This is a genomic window from Desulfoferula mesophila (assembly GCF_037076455.1).
Taxonomy (GTDB): Bacteria; Desulfobacterota; Desulfarculia; order Desulfarculales; family Desulfarculaceae; genus Desulfoferula; species Desulfoferula mesophila.
The window spans coordinates 814,890-832,494 of the sequence record NZ_AP028679.1; the positions used below are offsets into that span (position 1 = coordinate 814,890).

Here is a 17,605-nt window from a genome sequence, read left to right on the forward strand (position 1 = left end):
GTCAACTCTCCATTAGGCGCCTGGCCAAGGCGGAACTTATCCCCGGATCGCGATAGGAACTGAACTCGCCCAGGCGGGGGTAGCCTTGTCTAAACAAGGCCGGCGGCATGCGGGCGTCCTTGGCCGGATACAAGCGGCCGCCGGCCTGGGCGACGATGGCGTCGAGACGCTGGAAAAGCTTTAGGGTGCCTTCTCCCCGGTTGGGGAAATCCAAGGCCAGGGTCACTCCGGCGCGGGGGAAGCTCAACATGCCGGCCGGCGGACGATCCCCAAAACTTTTCAGCACCGCCAGGAAGGACCCCTCGCCCGACGAGCTGATTTCGCCGAGCATGGCTTGCACCGCCTCTCGGGAATGCTCGGGCGGGACCACGCTTTGATATTGGAAAAATCCCCGGGGGCCGTAGATCCGGTTCCATTCCTGCAGGTGGTCCAGCGGATAAAAAAATGGCTGGTAGTGCACCAGGCCGCGCCGGTTCCGGCGCTTGTTTACGTTGAAGTAGAGATCATTGAAGAGTCTAAGGGTCAGCCGGTTGACCAGGGAGCAAGGCGGAGTGAGGGGCACGGCCCGCTCTCGCGTTTTGGGCTCGGGCCGAGTACCGGCCTCCGCCGGATTGCCCCGGAAAAATATGCCCCTCCCCGAATCGCCGCGCAGGCAGTCGAACCAGGACATGGTGTATTCCCAGCCAGCCTCCGAGGCGCTGGAAAGGTCGAAAAAGTCCGACAAGCTGTAGTACGGAATCGTTTCGCAGTCGATCCAGGGGCCGGTCGTGGGGTGTAGTTGAAGCTCGGCCGTGAGGATAAGCCCGGTGAGTCCCAAACCGCCCACCGTGGCGGCGAACCAATCGGCCTTTAGATCTGGCCCGCACTCGATAATCTCGCCGTCGGTGCGGACCAGGGTAAGGCGCCGCACATATTCACCGAAGGTGCCTCGCACGTGGTGGTTTTTGCCGTGCACGTCGTTGGCTATGGCACCCCCCACGGTCACCAGCAGGGTTCCCGGGGTCACCGGAAGCATCCAGCTGCGGGGAATGAAAAGCCGCTGAATGTCGCGCAAAAGCACCCCTGCTTCGCAAACCAGTATGCCGGTGTTGGGGTCGAAGCTGATGAAACGGTCTAGCGCCGCCGTTCTCCACAGCCATCCACCCGGGTTGAGGCAGACGTCGCCGTAGCTGCGACCCAAACCATAGGCCAGGCCCGGACGCCTAAGACTTATCTGTCCGCCAGCCTGTTCGCGGTCGGTAAGTGCCAACACCTCATGTTCCCAGTGGCCCAAACGACCCCACGAAGAGACTAGCGCCATGTCCAGTCCCATATTCCCAGGATCATGACCAAGGCGAAAAGGGCCCCGGAAAGCAGGCTAACCTTATCTTTCATGGCAAAAACCAGCGGATCGTCGTGCATGTTGCCTCTATGAGCCTGTATCCAAACCCAATTGACCCAAAAGAGCAAAACCAGAACCGCGCCCCATACTATCTGGGGGCTTTTATAAAGCCTGACCACGTCCTCGCTGTTGAGGTAAAGCGCGAGTACCAAAACCGCCGCGAAGCCGGAAGCGACCCCCAAAATCAGTACTATCGGCGAGTCATCGGTGAAATACCCGCGGCCGTGGGCCTTGGTTTCATTATTAGACAGTTGGGTTTGCAGCTCGGTGTAACGTTTGCTGAAGGCCAGCGATAGGAACAAAAAGATCGATAAGGCCAGCAGCCAGAAGGAAAGAGTCACCCCGGCCGCCGCCCCTCCGGCAACGATGCGCAAAGTGTGCAAGACCGAAAGGGTCAAGCAGTCGACCAGGACGATCCGCTTCAATCTCCAAGAGTAGGCGCAGGTCAGCAAAAAATAGAACAACAGCCAGTAAATGAAGGGGCCTTGGACCAGCGCTGCCACCGCGAAGGAGACCAGCAAAAGGGACGGGGCCAATGCCAAACCCAACCACAGGGGGAACCCTCCGGCGGCAAAGGGCCTGAGGCGTTTGCGCGGATGCCGTCGATCGCTGTCCAAGTCCAAAAGATCATTAACGATATATACACAAGAGGAACAAAGGCAAAAAGAGACTAAAGCCAGGAACAAGTGCAGCCAATTAGTTAGGGCCATGAACTGGTGGGCTGCCAACAGCGGCACGAAAAGTAACAGGTTTTTGGGCCAAAGCTTAACCCGCAACAAGTCGGCCCACGCGCTCGGCCTTGGCTTTGGATATGAAAAAATTTTTTCCACCTCGCAGCAAGCCTTGACCTCGTTTATGAGGCTCTGGTCGTGGGTCACTACTATGGCATGACGAGCCGTCCGCCAAACCGGCAAGTCGGCGCGGCAGTCCCCCACGTAATCGAATCCGTTTTGGCCATAGAGTTGGCAGAGTGTGCGAGCCTTATTTGCGCCCTTTAGGTTGCGCCGGCCATCGCTGGCGATAACTTGATCGAAAATGCCCAAATGTTGAGCGATGGAGTCGGCAACTGTCTGGTTGGAGGCGGTGCAAAGGATAATGGTTCGCCCCGCATGGCGCTGTTGCTCGAGCCAAGCCAAAAGCTGGCGGTTATAGGGCAGTGAATCGGGGCCCAAGGATGCCTGTTGGGCTAGGTGATTTTTAAACGCCGCCTTGCCCTTCAATATCCAGAAAAGAATTACAAATATTTTTAGGGGATGCGCATAAAGAGCCTTTAATAATGATTCATATAGGGTGTCGGTGCGGACCAAGGTTCCGTCCAAATCGACTGCCAAAGGAATTTCCGACATGTTTAGCTCCTCATTGGCTAACATCTTTACATGAAAAACAATGCCAGAGGTAGCTTAAAATATACAAAATGTGCTTGCCTTCGCCCTGGAATACACGGTCAAACAAACGCCCATGGCCCCCGTGATTTTCAGCGGATATTGCCGTTTTTGTTTTGGCTCACAGCAAGCAACGGCAAAGACCGGGCATTAGGCCGCGCTCACCAAACCATTGCGGCAGCTTTCAATATAAGCACCAAGAAGGGGGAGGTAAATAATTCAAAAAATAGCTTCAAGCTCATGTTCTGGAAAATAGCGCAATAAGTTGGTACGTTTAATAAGAGGAAAAAGAATGCGATGAATATGCCGTCTTTCGCAAATATGCGAATCTTGCAGACCCTGATAAGTGCATAATTGAGTTTGGATGTGACGCGTTGAAATGGAAAAGATAGTGATTTGTAGATGTCGCTTTCGATTAAAATTAAATATACAAATGCAAATTGTATGGTCGCAAGAAACAGCCAGCGTCCCCAGTCAATAGCTATGATAAACAGCGGAAGCATGCATAACAGCGGAAGGGCATAAAACCATACCATTGTACTTAATATTTCGATATAGCGTGAACAGTAATATGGTCAATACGCTGGAGATGACATATATAATTATTGGTGCAATCATTGAGCTGAAAATTCTTGAACAAGTGCGCCGGTTGATCCTCTCAAAAAACCCAATCTGGATTGTGTTCACATCAGTATAATATTTGCGGATTAATTATTTGTTCTTGGCATTACCTCACCAGGGAATACTTAAGGCTCTACCAATTTAGTTGCCTGTTTTAGCGAACAATATTACGGGCGGAAGAATATTGCGCTTCCTGCCCTCCGGCCCATAGCCGGCAACGGTAGAGAGCATAGCCAAGCACTATTGCAATCACAATCGGATCCAGCGTGAAATGGATCAACTCATTTACCGCCGTTGTGAAAAACGAGAGCGAGATCGCGATCAAATAGATGATCTTTTCGCCGGGCAGCCAGCCCGTGTGCAGGCCGGCCAGACACAGCCAGGCCAACGCTGGGATGAGCAAGACGAGATCATAGCGGAAGGCATGCGGCGCTATCAAGATGGAAGCAACCATCAGCACGGCGTTTTTAAGGTCGTCAGGTATTTCGCGACGACGCCAAACGCCAACCACCACTGCCGCTCCAAGAAGCATCATCACCGACTGGGCGACCCGGGCTAGCCAGGGTTCACCCCCGGCCAGCAGCACAGCCGATGATACGGTTGACATCTGTGGAAGCTTGGCCGCCCCGGCTTCGATCGCATTGGTGGCGTAATAGATGCCTTCGAAAAAGCCCTGCCACGATGCCCATCCAAGGATCATCAAGCTGAGTAGGATCCAGCCTGCCAGCCCTGCGAGCCACCAGGCTAGGGCCTTGAAATTTTGTCCCGCAAGGAGCGCCAGCGGTACCAGGAAGGCAAGTTGAGGCTTATAGGCCAAGGTGACAAGCAGCAGACCGGCTATGGCGGAGTTCCTGGGGAGCATAAGGAGCCCGCCGGCGAAAAGCGCGGCAGAAAGATAACCGTTCTGGCCGTAGACAAAATTTGTGAAAACCACCGGGGTCGCCAAAACCAAAAGCACCGTCAAGGAGTCTGGTAAAATTCGCCGGATAATGATTATGAGACACGACAATGGCAACAACAGCCAGATGGCGAAGGCCAACAGCGGTGGTAACCAGGCGAGTGGCGCTATCAGGAGCAAAGTCGTAGGCGGGTAGTACCAAGGGAAAATACCGCAATCAAAGCCCGCAAGTCGTTTCTCGGCCTCATGGATTGCAGGGCGATCGTAGGCCATTTCGGCCCGGCCTTGTTGCACCATTTCGGCTGCAGCATAAAAAGCCACAAAGTCCTTGAACGGGGAATGATGTTCGGTGCCGGCTATCCATTGAATGTAGAATACAACGTATAGTATTATCACCCCAATCAATATGAGCCTCAGTTGGGGCCTGCGTTTTACCACGAGGTTTAATTGTGGGGGTAGTTCAATCTTTTTGTCCGGCGCTCTATTCATTTTTTTGCTCTGAATAACTATTCAAGGGCGCAAGGCTCTTGGCTTGGCGTCATCCGATCCAGCGCAATATGCACGACTCAGATAATACATAAATCATACTACAACAGTCGCGATCCCCTATTTAGCCGCACTAGTGAAACCGGGTGAATAACTAATCCGCGAACAACGTATCATATTATATATGATGAAATTCCTGATTTGGGAGCGCAGCCGCAGTTGGTGGCGTACCGGGAAGCTCAACTGTGGGTTCGCGGCTGAAGAGCTGAGGTTTTCTATCCCAGCAGGCGTATTGGATAGAGCTCTTTGGCGTGTCTTAAGGAATGGGGTTAGGACAGATAGCGTCGGCGGCCTCCACCCTGTGGCGCCATCTTGCGGGCGCAAGCAAAATGATTTGCAATGGTCTGAGGCTTAGGCGCTACTGCCTTGGGCTGACGCTGGGCGAGAATAATGGGTGTGTTATCAGTTAGTTGCGCTGACTGGGCAGGACCCAAGTATCGCTCTCGGAAATAATGAATGGGCGCTACAGCCATGGTTGTCTGGCAGGATCGAGGCTGTCCCAAGCGCTGGAGAGGCCGCTTTTCCTCTATCTGAAAAGCCAGACGCCAGAGTCGATAAATTTTAGTTAACGATGGGCTGTGGGGAGAGCAAATGGAGCTAGCCACGCGCACAGGGCTGGAAATTGGAAATGACGCATAGTATCCTGAAACCTTCAAAAGAACGCACTTTGTCTGCGGTGAATTAATAGTAAATCTTCCAGGTTGGAAGGCGCGTGGTTTTGAAATACACGGCGAATTATATAAATAAAAATTATGGGAAAGACATATTTTTTTTCTGTGCCCTGAGTGTGTTTTTTTTAATTAGCTTAGGCTCTCTACCGGCTGACCCTGATCTTTGGGGATATCTTGCTTTCGGGAAATTATTCTGGACCCTTCCTGGTTATCCCTACGTAGATGTGTTTTCCTACCTGCCGGTAAAGCCTGAGTGGGTTTATCATGAGTGGCTGACAGGCGCAATTTTCTATCCCATATACAACAATTTTGGCGATACCGGGCTTCAGTTTCTCAGGTACCTATTGTTACTAGCAACTTTGCTCGTCACGTTCGCGACGGCGAGGATGCGAGGCGCCGGGACAATTTGCGCTTTCGTGACCCTAATACTGTTAGGGGGCTACCTTAAAATGGGCTATAGCCCAGTGCGGGCCCAAATATTCACCTACTTATTCTTCGCAATCTATCTGTACCTGTTGGAAAAAGTCAGGCTCGGCAAGCTTCGGACCGGCATTTTGTGGTTAATACCTTTGCAGATCGCCTGGACCAACTTGCACGGAGGATATCTGGCGGGGATAGGCCTCTTGTTCATCTATACTGCTTCCGCCTATATCACAAAGGCCTCAAGTCGTAAGATTCTAACGGCTGTTTTGGGGTTGTGTCTGGTAAGCACTTTGCTTAACCCGTATGGCTTGGCCTACTGGGTGTATACCTTTGAAGCGGTAAGTATGCCTCGGAATGAAATATCCGAATGGTGGTCAATAGTTAAGGCCTTGCAGAATGGCTACGGAGTTATCGCCATAGTATGGATGTTATGTTCCGCAGTCCTAGTAGCCATTATTCTGCTTAGGCAGCGAAAAGTAACGGTATATGAGCTTGGAGTGCTGGGGATAACTTTTGCACTAAGTGTTTCATCCAACAGGCACATAATATTTTTCTTGCTGGCCTCATGCGCCTTGGTTCCCACATTTGTGCAGGAGCTAGTACCGCAAGTCCCGAAATTATATAAGTATAAGTTGCCAGAGATTAAATATAGAAGTGAAATGGAAATTGCGATGATGTTCATATTTATACTTTCGTTTTCATTATTCTTCACCCTGTCGGGTTCATTCAGGCTCAACATACCACTATGTGGTGGTGCATCAGATGAGCAAAAGCTTTGCTATCCTACTGGTGCGGTAGAGTATATAAAACAGAAGAGAATTACCGGTAATATACTGACCTTGTTTGAGTGGGGCGAGTACTTGATTTGGGAAACCTATCCCCACTGCAAAATCGGGCTGGATGGGCGCTACGAAACAGTATATCCCAACTGGGTATGTGACAAATATTTTGACTTTTTAAACGCCAGACCTGGGTGGAGTGAGTTCCTAAAACAATTCCCGCCAGACATGATCCTGTTGCCGGCGAGCCGCAAGGTCACTTCCTTGATTCGCAAGGAGGGGACTTGGGATATAGCCATGGAGAATTCCGGCAGCGTTCTTTTCATAAGGAAAGACTGATTCGCTCATTTTGCGTCGTAGCAAGCTATTGTTGTAAAATCATGGTGTTGCAAGCCATGCCTTTTTCATTGATTCCGCAGCGAACATATTGATGATGCTTAGGATTAAATGGCTACCATTTAACTTGTGTTTGAGCTAAACCTTATTATTGGTCAGTGCATTGTGAAAACGCAGGGTGTCGTTATTACAAGGTGTCGCGATTGGTGCTTTGGCAGGCACCAACTTGATATTTTAAACGTCCTGACGGTTATCGTATTCTTGATATCAACCATCTTAATAATATTATCCGCCAGAGGCGACCTTTGGCTTGATGAAATCTGGTCTCTCGAGTTGACAAGGCAAGCAACTTCGGTGATTGACGTCATCGCTAGCATCAAGCATGACAATAATCACATCCTAAATACCATTTACTTATATTTTGTAGGGCGGGGACAAGCCTTTTATATTTATCGTTTGCTTGCTGTTGCTTGCGGCATCGGCTCACTAATGGCTATTTGGCGCTTGGCTGTACCGGCCGGTAAACTTGCGACCCTCCTGACCCTATTCTTTACAGGTTTCTCATACCCTTTAGTGCTCCTATTCTCCGAAGCGCGCGGTTATGCTCCGGCTATCCTATGCTCCCTGCTGGCTTACCTGCAGTTACGCAGATGTCGTGAGCGACTATCAGCATTTAATATTGTCATTTTCATGCTTGTAAATATTTTAGGACTCCTTTCCCATGCCACATTTGCGATTGTCCTGTTGGCACTTTTTACTGCAACAACGCTGCAGAGGGGCCCATCTCCCTTGCTCGCGCGATTAAAGCAGCTTGTGTTGCTGTATTTAATTCCGCTGCTGGCGCTTGCGTTGCTGTATTTCGGCTTTGTTCGAGTAATGACTATAGGCGGCGGAGACTCGTTGCATACTGACTACCTTTATGTAGTGGGCCATTTCGCTGCGCTGCTGTTTGGCCTGCCTAATAGTCAACCATGGACCAGCATTGCGTTAGCGGGATATTTGGCTGTGGTTATAGGCGCCTCCTATCAGCTATACCGGCAGCGGGATAACCAATGGTTGTTTTATCCGTGTTGTCTGGCTCTTTTTCCCTTGGCGATGATAGTGGCGACCCGTCCTAGGTTTATTTACTGGCGCTATTTTGTCCTTACGGCCCCATTCTTATACTTTTTAATTGCCAGGTTGATTTCCAAGCAACTTATCATCCGAAAACCATTGGCTAGATTGCTCATAATCTGTCTGTTTATAGCGCTAATGGGAGGCCAGTTCGTTAGATTGGAGAGGCTTGTACTATACGGTAGGGGGGGATATATGGCCGCTCTTGCCTACATTGCGTTGAATACAAAAGGTGCGATTGTAACTATCGGTAGTGATGACGATATCCACAACACCAGGATTGTTGGCTATTATAAGGCGCGTTTGCCGGCTGGCAAAACTATAACGTATGTCATGCAAAATGAACTAAAGAGCCAACCGCCTCAGTGGTTTATAACCCATACAGAGGCTACGCCTCAGGCACTCCAAAAATGTTTCGACCCGAAGGTGACCACTCGATACCGTTTTCAAAAAGAATTTTTGGCTGCTGGCGAATCGGGCTGGCCGTGGATGATTTATAGGAACGAATGAGCCTTGATGAAAAAAATCATATCGCAAATTGGCTGCTTGGCGATAAATGGCTCAAAATATCAACCCTTAAAGGCCTTATGATTGCTTGAACCCCCTGTGCTCTGGTCTGTTGGGGCTCCCATGGATCTGAGACCCCTAGATGCGACACAATATACTTCCGTATACACCATCTGTTGCGCTATCCGCATTTTTAATAAATCTAGAAACATGTGCACCCATCTCGTGCGATCGTGAATTTTATCGCCGAGGCCGCCGCCCTCATGCCATTCCAATGGCCGGAGTCATCAGGCCTAGCAAAAACCGCTTCACAGTCGACCTGTTTGGCACATTTATTTTTGCTGAAAAAGCAGCGACTGTTGGAAAGATTGTCGGACACATCCACAACAACGTCTTCTCACCAATGGCTGCTATTTGAAAGAACCTCTTGCCGTTTTCATTGTTTTCATTGGCACCACTTATGAGATAAGAAACCTTTTTCTGATAGGTTAGGCGACATCCGCGCGGCAAAAAGAACCGGAATAGGTCGCTGTTTACCCTGGGAAAAGCTCATTAGGCAAGCATCTAACTGGGGCCAGTTAAAATATTTGGGCCTGCCATTGGCATTGTTCACATCCCCACGGACGGCGCTTTTGCGCCAATCCACTCGGCGGTTCACTTTGTGGTAGGCTTCAGGAGACAAAACAGAGCGTAATGGCGTAGCTTAATTGTAATAATTGCGTTAAAATAAATCTTGACACGCCTTTTGGGGATGGTTAGCATTATTAAAAATTAACTGGGAAAATATGTGCCAAGGCATCGTGAGTGGTTCACCTGGTGTGACCGCTTCAAAGAATACGACAAGCAATGAACCGACTTTGGGTCAAAAGTCAATCGTAGCAAGGAGGAAATCAGATGAAAGTGTGGAAAAGCCTTAAGAGCCTGGTAAAGGACGAGAGCGGCATCAGCTCCGTGGAGTATGCTTTGCTGCTGGCCTTTATTGGTGCGCTCATCGCCGCGGCGGCGGCTCTGCTGGGTTCCGCGGTGGCTACCCGTATGAATACGGCCGCCAGTCAGGTCGGCGGCACCAGCTAGCCTCCACCACTAGAAATTGGAGCTGCCCCATTTGATTTATTCTATGCCGTGCCCTGGCTGGCTCCCCGCACGGAGCCGGCCAGGGCTCGCCTTTTGAGATGGCCGCACCATTTTTGGGCCATTCGTTTTAGCTTTGCTTGGGTCAGCTTCACCGGGCCGGCGTCCGGCCTAGACATCAGTCGTTGGTTTTGGAGTAAATTTATTTTGCCCTGCTTGGGTAGGGCTAGTGATGTATTTTGCAGGGCGAGGTTCCTGGCCCCTTAAATTTCATACTTGTATTCGGAGGATTGGCTCGGGGCGTTTTTTGTAATCATTAAGGGAAAGTAGTTGCGAGAACGATGCGGGCGGGTTCTACAATTACTAAAAGTTTTAAACCAGGCCTTTTAAGCGGCCGCGGGGGGGACCATCCATCTATAATGGAAGCCCAAATTATTACGCGGCCCGGTCCCGCTGCCGTATTGCACGATGGCCCTGCCGCGGTTGATAAAACCCGCGCGATCTTGCAGAGCGATTCTAGCGTGAATCCACCTAATGATAATCTGAGCAACGACTACCGCATCGGGGCTCATGTGCTCGTGTACAACCGGGAATTATGGGCAGGCCTAACTCCGAGCCAGATGATTCTCGGGGTAATGTTCATACCGCTGGTCTTGGTCGCATACCTTGGCGACCCCTTGGTGGTTGCCGTCACCCTAAGCATGATCATGGCCAGCCACGATCTTTTCGACCGGACGATCCCCAACCGACTCAATTTGTCCGCCGCGTCGTTGGGAATGCTAATCGCCTGGCAGACCGGCGGGTTGCCCGCCCTGGGCAATTCCTTCCTGGTCGCCTGCGGGGCTCTGGTCGCCTTGGTTGTCTTGTATCTTTTCGGATTTCTGGGCGCTGGGGATGTAAAGGCTCTGGCCGCGTTGGCTACTTTCGCGTCCGGCTGGCAAGACGCATTTGTAATGTTGTTGCTGGTTACCCTGTTTGGCGGGGTGCAGGCGCTCATCGTAGCTCTTTGGGAAAAGTGGCGTCAATTTACACAACAGCAGTTAGACAAAAATAGATTATTATCGGAAATTACCGGGTTGGCCGCCTCTTCTAGCATGATGTTAAAATGGTGCATGAAGACCTGGGGCGGAAGGCCAGCCAGTCCCCTGGGTTTAAAAACTCAATTGCCGTATGGTGTCGCCATCTTCGGCGGCACCCTGATCTGGGCAATGATAAGAGGTTGGTCATGAAAAAGCTTAGAAAATTATTGGGTCAGAACTCAGGTATAGCGGCGGTGGAATTTGCCCTTGTGCTGCCGCTATTGCTTCTATTTTTGTTCGGGATTATTGAAATGGGGTTGGCGTGGCATACCAAACAAGTGGTCACCAACGTCTGCCGCGAGGGCGCGCGTTACGGCACCCTTTATACCGCCACCCCCAGCGCTGACCCTAACGGGGATGTTGTAACTTATGTGAATCAGCTTTTAACCAACCTTGGATTCCCGGCGGCCCAAATCGTCAGCGTTACTTGCACGGGCGCCGAAGGTGCAACGGGTGATCCGGTCACCGTTTCCGTGTCGGCAAATCATTACTTTCCGGTATTGAGTCCCATAGCGGGGTTGCAGTCAGCTATTACAATAAACGGCACCGCCGTAATGCGTCACGAATAGTGCTTGCCATGTTTGAACAACATTGCACGTATCTGCCAGTTAGTGCTAGGCTGCTCAAGGAGGTATCCTCGCACGGTTTGCGTGTTATTCGTGAAGGGGCTAGGGTGCTTTCGTAGAAATTTTTCGCGAAGTCGTTGTGCTCCAAGTTTATGTAGCCAATGTACAGTTCTCAGGACGAGTAATTGTTAGGAGACACTTTGCATGGCTTTTTACTTTTTAATGGCCCACTCTTCGGGGCAGGATAGGCGAAGGCAACCATGAACAAGATGAGGCGCTATTTGTTTTTGGTGTTGGCCATCTTCTTGGCGGGCATTGCCGCGTGGCTAAGCTATGGATGGCTCCAAAAAAAGATGCAAGTTGCCACGCCTCAACGCCAACAGACGGTCAAGGTGGTGGTGGCGAGGCAGAGGGTTGATCCTGGCCATGTCTTGTCATCGGAAGACCTTACCACCCAGGAATGGCCGGCCAACATTGTCCCGAAGGGATCCTATCTTAAGCCCGAGGAAGTGGTCGGCAGGGTTACAGCCGCGACCTTGACTCCCGATGAAGTCATTACCAACTCCAAAGTGAGGCCTGAGGGAATCGCGGGCGGCCTTTCCGCTGTTTTGTCCAATGGCCAGAGGGCCATGACGGTGCGGGTGGACGATGTGGTCGGAGTGGGCGGCTTTGTAAATCCCGGCGATCATGTGGACGTTTTGACCACCATAGCCAGGGGGGAAAGTTACGCCAACAACCCCTTGACCAGAATCGTCTTGCAGAACATAAAAGTTTTGACTACCGGTGAAAGACTGCAGGTCTCCGAGAAAAAGATTCCCGGCAAATCCCCAACCGTATCCAAGGCCAGGGTGGTTACCTTGGAGGTTACCCCCAAGCAAGCCGAAATTTTGGCCTTGGCCGCGCAGGAAGGGGTTTTGATTTTGGCCCTGCGCGCACAAACCGACCAAGAGGTAATGGCCACCAGGGGGACCCGGCTTTCCAAGCTTACACAGGGAGTCGGGGAGGGCGAGTCGCAAGGCAACGGCCAGAAGGTAACCAAAGATATGGCCTATACCAGTGAATATAGAATTGAATTAATTAAGGGTCAGAAACATGTTTATCAAAAGTTCGACAGGTAGCTCTTGCAAAGGAGACCAAATGAACACGTTAGGTAATCTCTCTGGAGTCCCGGGACTGCTTGACAAGGGCATTAAGACCTGTTTTTGCGGGTTGCTGGTGCTCGCTGTTTTGTTGCTGCCCCTTGCCGCTTTTGCAGATGATGGCAAGCCGCATCTAATCACACTCAGGGTGGGTCATTCCAGGGTGATTAACCTACCCACCGCGGTAAAACGGGCCAGCGTCGCCAATAATAAGATCGCGGATATCATCATGATCACGCCGCGGCAAGTTTATATAAATCCCTTGGAAGTGGGTAGCACCAATATCAGCTTTTGGGATAAGGGCGACAAGCTCTGCGGTATTTGGGAGCTGCAGGTGGCCCAGGATCTTACCAGGCTGAAAGAGCGTCTTTACGACGTTATGCCCACCGAGCCGATCGATGTCAGGGAGTTGAAGGGCGCCGTGGTCCTGTCCGGCAGAGCTTCCAGCCTGGAGGCCAAAAAGCAGGCGGAACTACTGGCCGAACAATTCGCGCCCAAAAAAGTGGCCAGCCTCATCAGGGTCAGCGGCAGTCAGCAGGTCATATTGAAGGTGCGTTTCGCGGAAGTTAACCGGAGCGTCACCAAAAAATGGAACTTGAACTGGGGAGCCTTCAACCCCTTTACCGGCGACTTCTTTTTCAACATGATTTCCCCGCTTTTCGCCTTTGACGAAGTAACGCTTGGAGCCGGAAAAAATTCCAACGGCGGCAGTTACTCCACTTTTTCATCTAAGTTTACTCTTGACAATTCCAACATGAAAAACTTCTTCGGTTTTAAAACCGGGGACACTAAGATCGTGGGCTTTCTGGACATCTTGAAGGAAAATGGCTTGGCCAAAATATTGGCCGAGCCCAGCTTGGTGGCCAGCAGCGGGGAAAAGGCCAGTTTCTTGGCGGGTGGAGAATATCCCATCCCGGTTCCCCAGCAAAACGGCTCCATCACCATCGAGTTTAAAAAGTTTGGTATCCAACTGGACTTCCAGCCTGAGATTTTGGCCAACGGACGGATCAAATTGTCGGTGAAGCCAGAGGTTAGTCAGCTTGACTACACCACGGCTATTTTGGTGGAGGGATTTGCGGTCCCCGGCCTGACTACCAGGACCGCCAAAACTCAAATCGAGTTGAATTCGGGACAAAGCTTTGCCATAGCCGGTTTGTTCAGCGACAAAATGAGCGATAATGTCAGCAAACTGCCGTGGCTGGGCGATGTGCCCGTTTTGGGCGCCCTGTTCCGCAGTTCCGAATTCCAAAGTGACAAATCGGAATTGGTTATTTTGGTAACCCCAAGCATCGCAACCCATAACTACAAGGCCCCTACTCACCTGCCCGGCGAGTCCATCAAAGAAAACTGCGATTTCGAGACTTTCTTTTTTGGAAAAGCCGTGCAGGGGCTCAAAGAGGAGGAGCCGTCTTGTACGCACTGTACTTCCAGCGAATTGGAAGGAAACTATGGCCACCAACTGGTCTATTAAGTCGCTTAACCCGGTTTGGCGGAGACAGTAAAGGCACTGTATCCGTAGTCGTTGTTTTGTTGTTGGTGACAATGCTTGGCATGGCGGCAATGGCCATCGACGTTGGTTACTGGTTCAGCAGCAAGGCGGAATGTCAAAACGCCGCCGATGCTGCCGCTTTGGCAGGAGCCAGCAAGATGCTGACTTGGGATTCAGCGTTCAAGGTTTTGGGGGTTGACCCCAGCGCCGCGTTTGCGGAGGCCCAGACCTTTGCCCTGAGCAACCAAAACAACGGGACCAATTTGAATATCCGGCCAAACGACTGCACCATGGGTTGGTGGGATTTCGATACTCGCAGTATGGATCCCTCCCGAACCTATCCCTTGAGCGCCTCGGGAGTCGATCCCGATGATGTCACCGCCTTCAAGGTGCAGGTTCGTCGCGACAACACCCTCAACTTGCCCATCTCTTCCTTTTTCGCTCCCATTTTCGGCATCGATGAGGTGGCTATCAACGTGTCGGCCGCGGCCTATCTGGGCTATGCCGGCAATGTGGCTGTGGGTGACGTCGAGCTGCCGATCGCGGTGCTCGCCGATGCGGTTGGCGATGGAAGTTCGGGAGAATTCGTCCCCAGGTGCGGCAGCGTGCTATCGTTCAGGTCGGAGAACACCGAAACCGCCGAGTGGACCACCTTTTTTGATTGGCCCACCAATGACCGTACGGTTAAAAGCTACGTTAAAGGCGACAAGTTGCCCCCCGCGTTGGATGCGACCACCGGCGACGTTTTGAACGTCATCAACGGCAACCTGAGCAACAATACTTTCAGAGCCCTTCAGGATCGCTTTGATGCGAACAAGGATCCCTCCACCGGCACCTGGACGACTTGGCTGCCAGTCGTTTTGCCCGGGCATTCGGCAACCAAAAGCACCTTGGTGGGCTTTGTGCAATTTGAGATCTCCGGGGTGTATACCGCACCGGCCAAGGAAGTTCGGGGCAACATGAAATGTGATTCCATCCTGCCTTATTCGCGAGGTGGCGGAGGTAACTTCGGGGTCAGGGCAGGTATTCCCGTTTTGGTGGATTGACCTTTATTATAGTGTGCGGTCCGAGGCGCTCATCCAGATTGCATCTTGCCGTGAGCCTCAGGTCAGGGAGACCAAGACCGCTTTATCGCAGGGGCACCTTTATGCTTTCCAAAATCGGCCTTATGCTAGCTGCGTATGTGATGAGAGGATAGGCGGCCGTACGGGAAAGCTCTCCCGGAGTAACCCGGGGAGTAACGTTAGGGGCAAACACCTGCAAGTGTCGCGCCTCCAGGGGAGTGGAGGGAAAGCATGGGCAAAAGCCGTTTTCTAAATGTGCTTAAGAGGTTTGGCGTAGAAAGCAAAGGCGTCGTTGCGGTGGTAGTGGCCCTGGTGCTCGTCGTCTTGATCGGCATGGCGGCCATGGCCATCGACATAGGCTACTGGTTCAGCAGCAAATCGGAATGCCAGAACGCCGCCGACGCCGCAGCGCTGGCGGGTGCCAGTAAGCTGCTAACTTGGAATACCACGACGATGGATGTAACCGGCGTGGACCCCACCGCCGCGTTCGCCGAAGCCAAGACTTTTTCCCTGAGCAATCAAAATGCCGGCACCAGCCTGGACATTTTGGAGAACGATTGCCTCATGGGTTGGTGGGATTTCGCCAGCAGGAGCCTGGATCCCAGCCGAACCTTTCCCATGACCGCCACGACCACCGACCCCGATGACGTCACCGCCTTTAGGGTGCATGTACGCCGCGACGCGACGATGAATTTGCCGATCACCTCGTTTTTCGCGTCCATATTCGGGATTAACCAGGTGAACATCGACGTGGTGGCCACGGCCTATCTGGGCTGGGTATCCAATGTGAATGAAGGCGATGTCGAGCTACCCATAGCCCTTATCGCCGATGCGGTGGCCGACGGCAGTTCGGGCGAATACACCCCAAGATGCGGGCAGGAACTCACCTTCAGGTCGGAAAACACCGAGACCGCAGAGTGGACCAACTTCTTCGATTCTCCGACCAACGACGTGGACATTAGGCGCTATGTGACGGGAGCGAAGACGGCGCCGGCCCTTGATGCGACCACCGGGGATCAGTTGAATGTGACCAACGGCTCCTTGAGTCAGGTCACCTTCAACAAGCTGGTGGATCGTTTCGAGGCCGAGAGAGTCCCCAATGCACCTGGCGGCACTTGGAAGACCTGGATGCCCGTGATCTACCCAAGCGGGTCGGCCAACACGGCCCAACTGGTGGGTTTCGTACAGATTGAGATTACCGATGTATTAACCGCACCGGATAAACTGGTAAAAGGTGTCATCGACTGTAACTCCATCCTTCCGTACTCGCGCGGTGGCGGAGGGAATTTCGGGGTCCGAGCTGGCATTCCCGTTTTAGTTGAGTGAAGGGATTTAACATGCAACCAGATGCCCTAACGGTAGTTTCATATTTTCATACGCCCAAAGGCAAGGTGGCCATGAGCCGCTTTGTCGTCGGTAGCCCCTTGGCGGATTTGTTGGGTACCGCTGAGTCCACCGATGAGTTGGCCCGTATGATTATGATAAATAAGCCGGACGTAATATTTGTAGAGTTTGACAGCGAAGATAACGAACTGCTGAAAATTTTGGAAAACAGCAAGGCTGATGGGAAAAGCCACCTGGTTACTTTTTCCGAGCACGCGGAACCATCAGATCTTCGCCTTGCAATGCGCTTGGGAGCGGTGGAATTTTTAACCAGTGATTTGCACAGCAGCGATTTTAACGAAACACTTAACTTCATAATGAGGGAAGCCACTATAGCCGCGGAGAAACAAGGCAAACTTTTGATGGTTACCGGGGTGAAGGAAAACGTTGGAGCAACGACGTTCGCCCTGAACCTCGCCTGGATGTTAAGCCAAAATTATCATAATAGAGTTTGCCTGTTCGATATGGATTTAGCCTTTGGCGACTTGTCGGTGTTGCTGGATAAGGCCTCCAAAAGACCTATAATGGAGATAGTGGAAAACTATAAAAGCTTGGACGCCGCATTCTTAAAGAATGTGGTCACCGAGATAAGTAAAGACCTTTTCCTGCTTCCGTCTCCAGCCAATCAAATTTATGCGGATGAAGTTTCCCTCGCCCATATTGAGCAGGTAATGTTTCTGCTGCTCAACTCTTACGACATAGTCATCGTGGACATGCCTCCCAGGCTGGAGGAAATCGCCCTGGCGACCTGGGATTATGCATATCGGGTATTACTGCTGATGGACCCCACGGTTACCGTGTTGAGCCGTGCCCAGAGATATCTGGAGATGGTTGGACGCTTGGATCCCAACGGAACCAAGATAGTGCCAATTATCAATCGATACGGTTCAAAAGGAGGTCTGGGGCAAAAGGTTGTGAGCAAAATTTTGGGAGACCGCAAGGCGGTAATTTTGCCCAACGACAGCAAGACGATGATAAAAGTGGCCAACGCCGGGTTGGCCGTGGTCAACGAGTATCCCAAATCGAGGTGGTGCAAGGACCTCCGGATATTCGTTGAGGACAGCCTGAGGAGCTTTACGGAAGCTGATTCGGAAAAGAGAAAGCGCGGGGGGCTGTTGGGGGCGAAAAAGGATGATGGTGGTGAAGAATAAAGAGGC

The 17,605-nt window shown here is 51.6% G+C and carries 13 protein-coding genes; 10 read left to right on the forward strand and 3 right to left on the reverse strand.

Translation table 11 applies throughout. The features are described from left to right. Position 1: 1 nt before the first annotated feature. The 3 genes from AACH32_RS03610 to AACH32_RS03620 all read right to left on the reverse strand — a co-directional run bounded on the left by AACH32_RS03610 (position 2) and on the right by AACH32_RS03620 (position 4,771). Positions 2-1,300, reverse strand: coding sequence for an FAD-binding oxidoreductase (locus AACH32_RS03610; RefSeq protein ID WP_350341533.1), 1,299 nt, complete (start codon positions 1,298-1,300; stop codon positions 2-4). Next, entirely contained in the window at positions 1,291-2,727 is a 1,437-nt protein-coding gene (locus AACH32_RS03615; RefSeq protein WP_338605413.1) for a UbiA family prenyltransferase, read from the reverse strand. Before AACH32_RS03615 ends, AACH32_RS03610 begins: the two co-directional genes overlap by 10 nt. 811 nt (positions 2,728-3,538) lie before the next feature. Continuing rightward, the gene (locus AACH32_RS03620) at positions 3,539-4,771 is read right to left on the reverse strand and encodes a glycosyltransferase family 87 protein (RefSeq protein WP_338605414.1); all 1,233 of its coding nucleotides are present in this window, start codon (positions 4,769-4,771) and stop codon (positions 3,539-3,541) included. Between the two features lie 769 nt (positions 4,772-5,540). Here AACH32_RS03620 and AACH32_RS03625 point away from each other — a divergent pair. The 10 genes from AACH32_RS03625 to AACH32_RS03670 all read left to right on the forward strand — a co-directional run bounded on the left by AACH32_RS03625 (position 5,541) and on the right by AACH32_RS03670 (position 17,599). Then, positions 5,541-7,040 (forward strand): hypothetical protein, encoded by a 1,500-nt coding sequence (locus AACH32_RS03625; protein WP_338605415.1) that lies wholly within the window; start codon positions 5,541-5,543, stop codon positions 7,038-7,040. 351 nt (positions 7,041-7,391) lie between these two features. Continuing rightward, a complete protein-coding gene (locus tag AACH32_RS03630; RefSeq protein ID WP_338605416.1) occupies positions 7,392-8,660 on the forward strand; it encodes a hypothetical protein in 1,269 nt (422 codons plus the stop codon). Between the two features lie 891 nt (positions 8,661-9,551). Next, a complete protein-coding gene (locus AACH32_RS03635; RefSeq protein WP_338605417.1) occupies positions 9,552-9,731 on the forward strand; it encodes a Flp family type IVb pilin in 180 nt (59 codons plus the stop codon). A 416-nt stretch (positions 9,732-10,147) separates the two neighbouring features. Beyond that, entirely contained in the window at positions 10,148-10,957 is an 810-nt protein-coding gene (locus AACH32_RS03640) for an A24 family peptidase (protein WP_338605418.1), read from the forward strand. Next, a complete protein-coding gene (locus AACH32_RS03645) occupies positions 10,954-11,376 on the forward strand; it encodes a TadE/TadG family type IV pilus assembly protein (RefSeq protein WP_338605419.1) in 423 nt (140 codons plus the stop codon). The genes AACH32_RS03640 and AACH32_RS03645 overlap by 4 nt, the downstream gene beginning before the upstream one ends. 257 nt (positions 11,377-11,633) lie before the next feature. Continuing rightward, on the forward strand, positions 11,634-12,491 hold the full coding sequence (gene cpaB / locus AACH32_RS03650) for a Flp pilus assembly protein CpaB (protein ID WP_338605420.1): 858 nt from the start codon (positions 11,634-11,636) through the stop codon (positions 12,489-12,491). 19 nt (positions 12,492-12,510) lie between these two features. After that, complete coding sequence (locus AACH32_RS03655) at positions 12,511-13,983, forward strand: type II and III secretion system protein family protein (protein WP_338605421.1); 1,473 nt, start codon at positions 12,511-12,513, stop codon at positions 13,981-13,983. After that, complete coding sequence (locus AACH32_RS03660) at positions 13,923-15,047, forward strand: pilus assembly protein TadG-related protein (protein WP_338605422.1); 1,125 nt, start codon at positions 13,923-13,925, stop codon at positions 15,045-15,047. Before AACH32_RS03655 ends, AACH32_RS03660 begins: the two co-directional genes overlap by 61 nt. A 249-nt stretch (positions 15,048-15,296) precedes the next feature. Continuing rightward, positions 15,297-16,391: a pilus assembly protein TadG-related protein gene (locus AACH32_RS03665; protein ID WP_338605423.1), complete on the forward strand. Its 1,095-nt coding sequence runs from the start codon at positions 15,297-15,299 to the stop codon at positions 16,389-16,391. An 11-nt stretch (positions 16,392-16,402) separates the two neighbouring features. Continuing rightward, the gene (locus AACH32_RS03670) at positions 16,403-17,599 is read left to right on the forward strand and encodes an AAA family ATPase (RefSeq protein WP_338605424.1); all 1,197 of its coding nucleotides are present in this window, start codon (positions 16,403-16,405) and stop codon (positions 17,597-17,599) included. Positions 17,600-17,605: the final 6 nt, after the last annotated feature.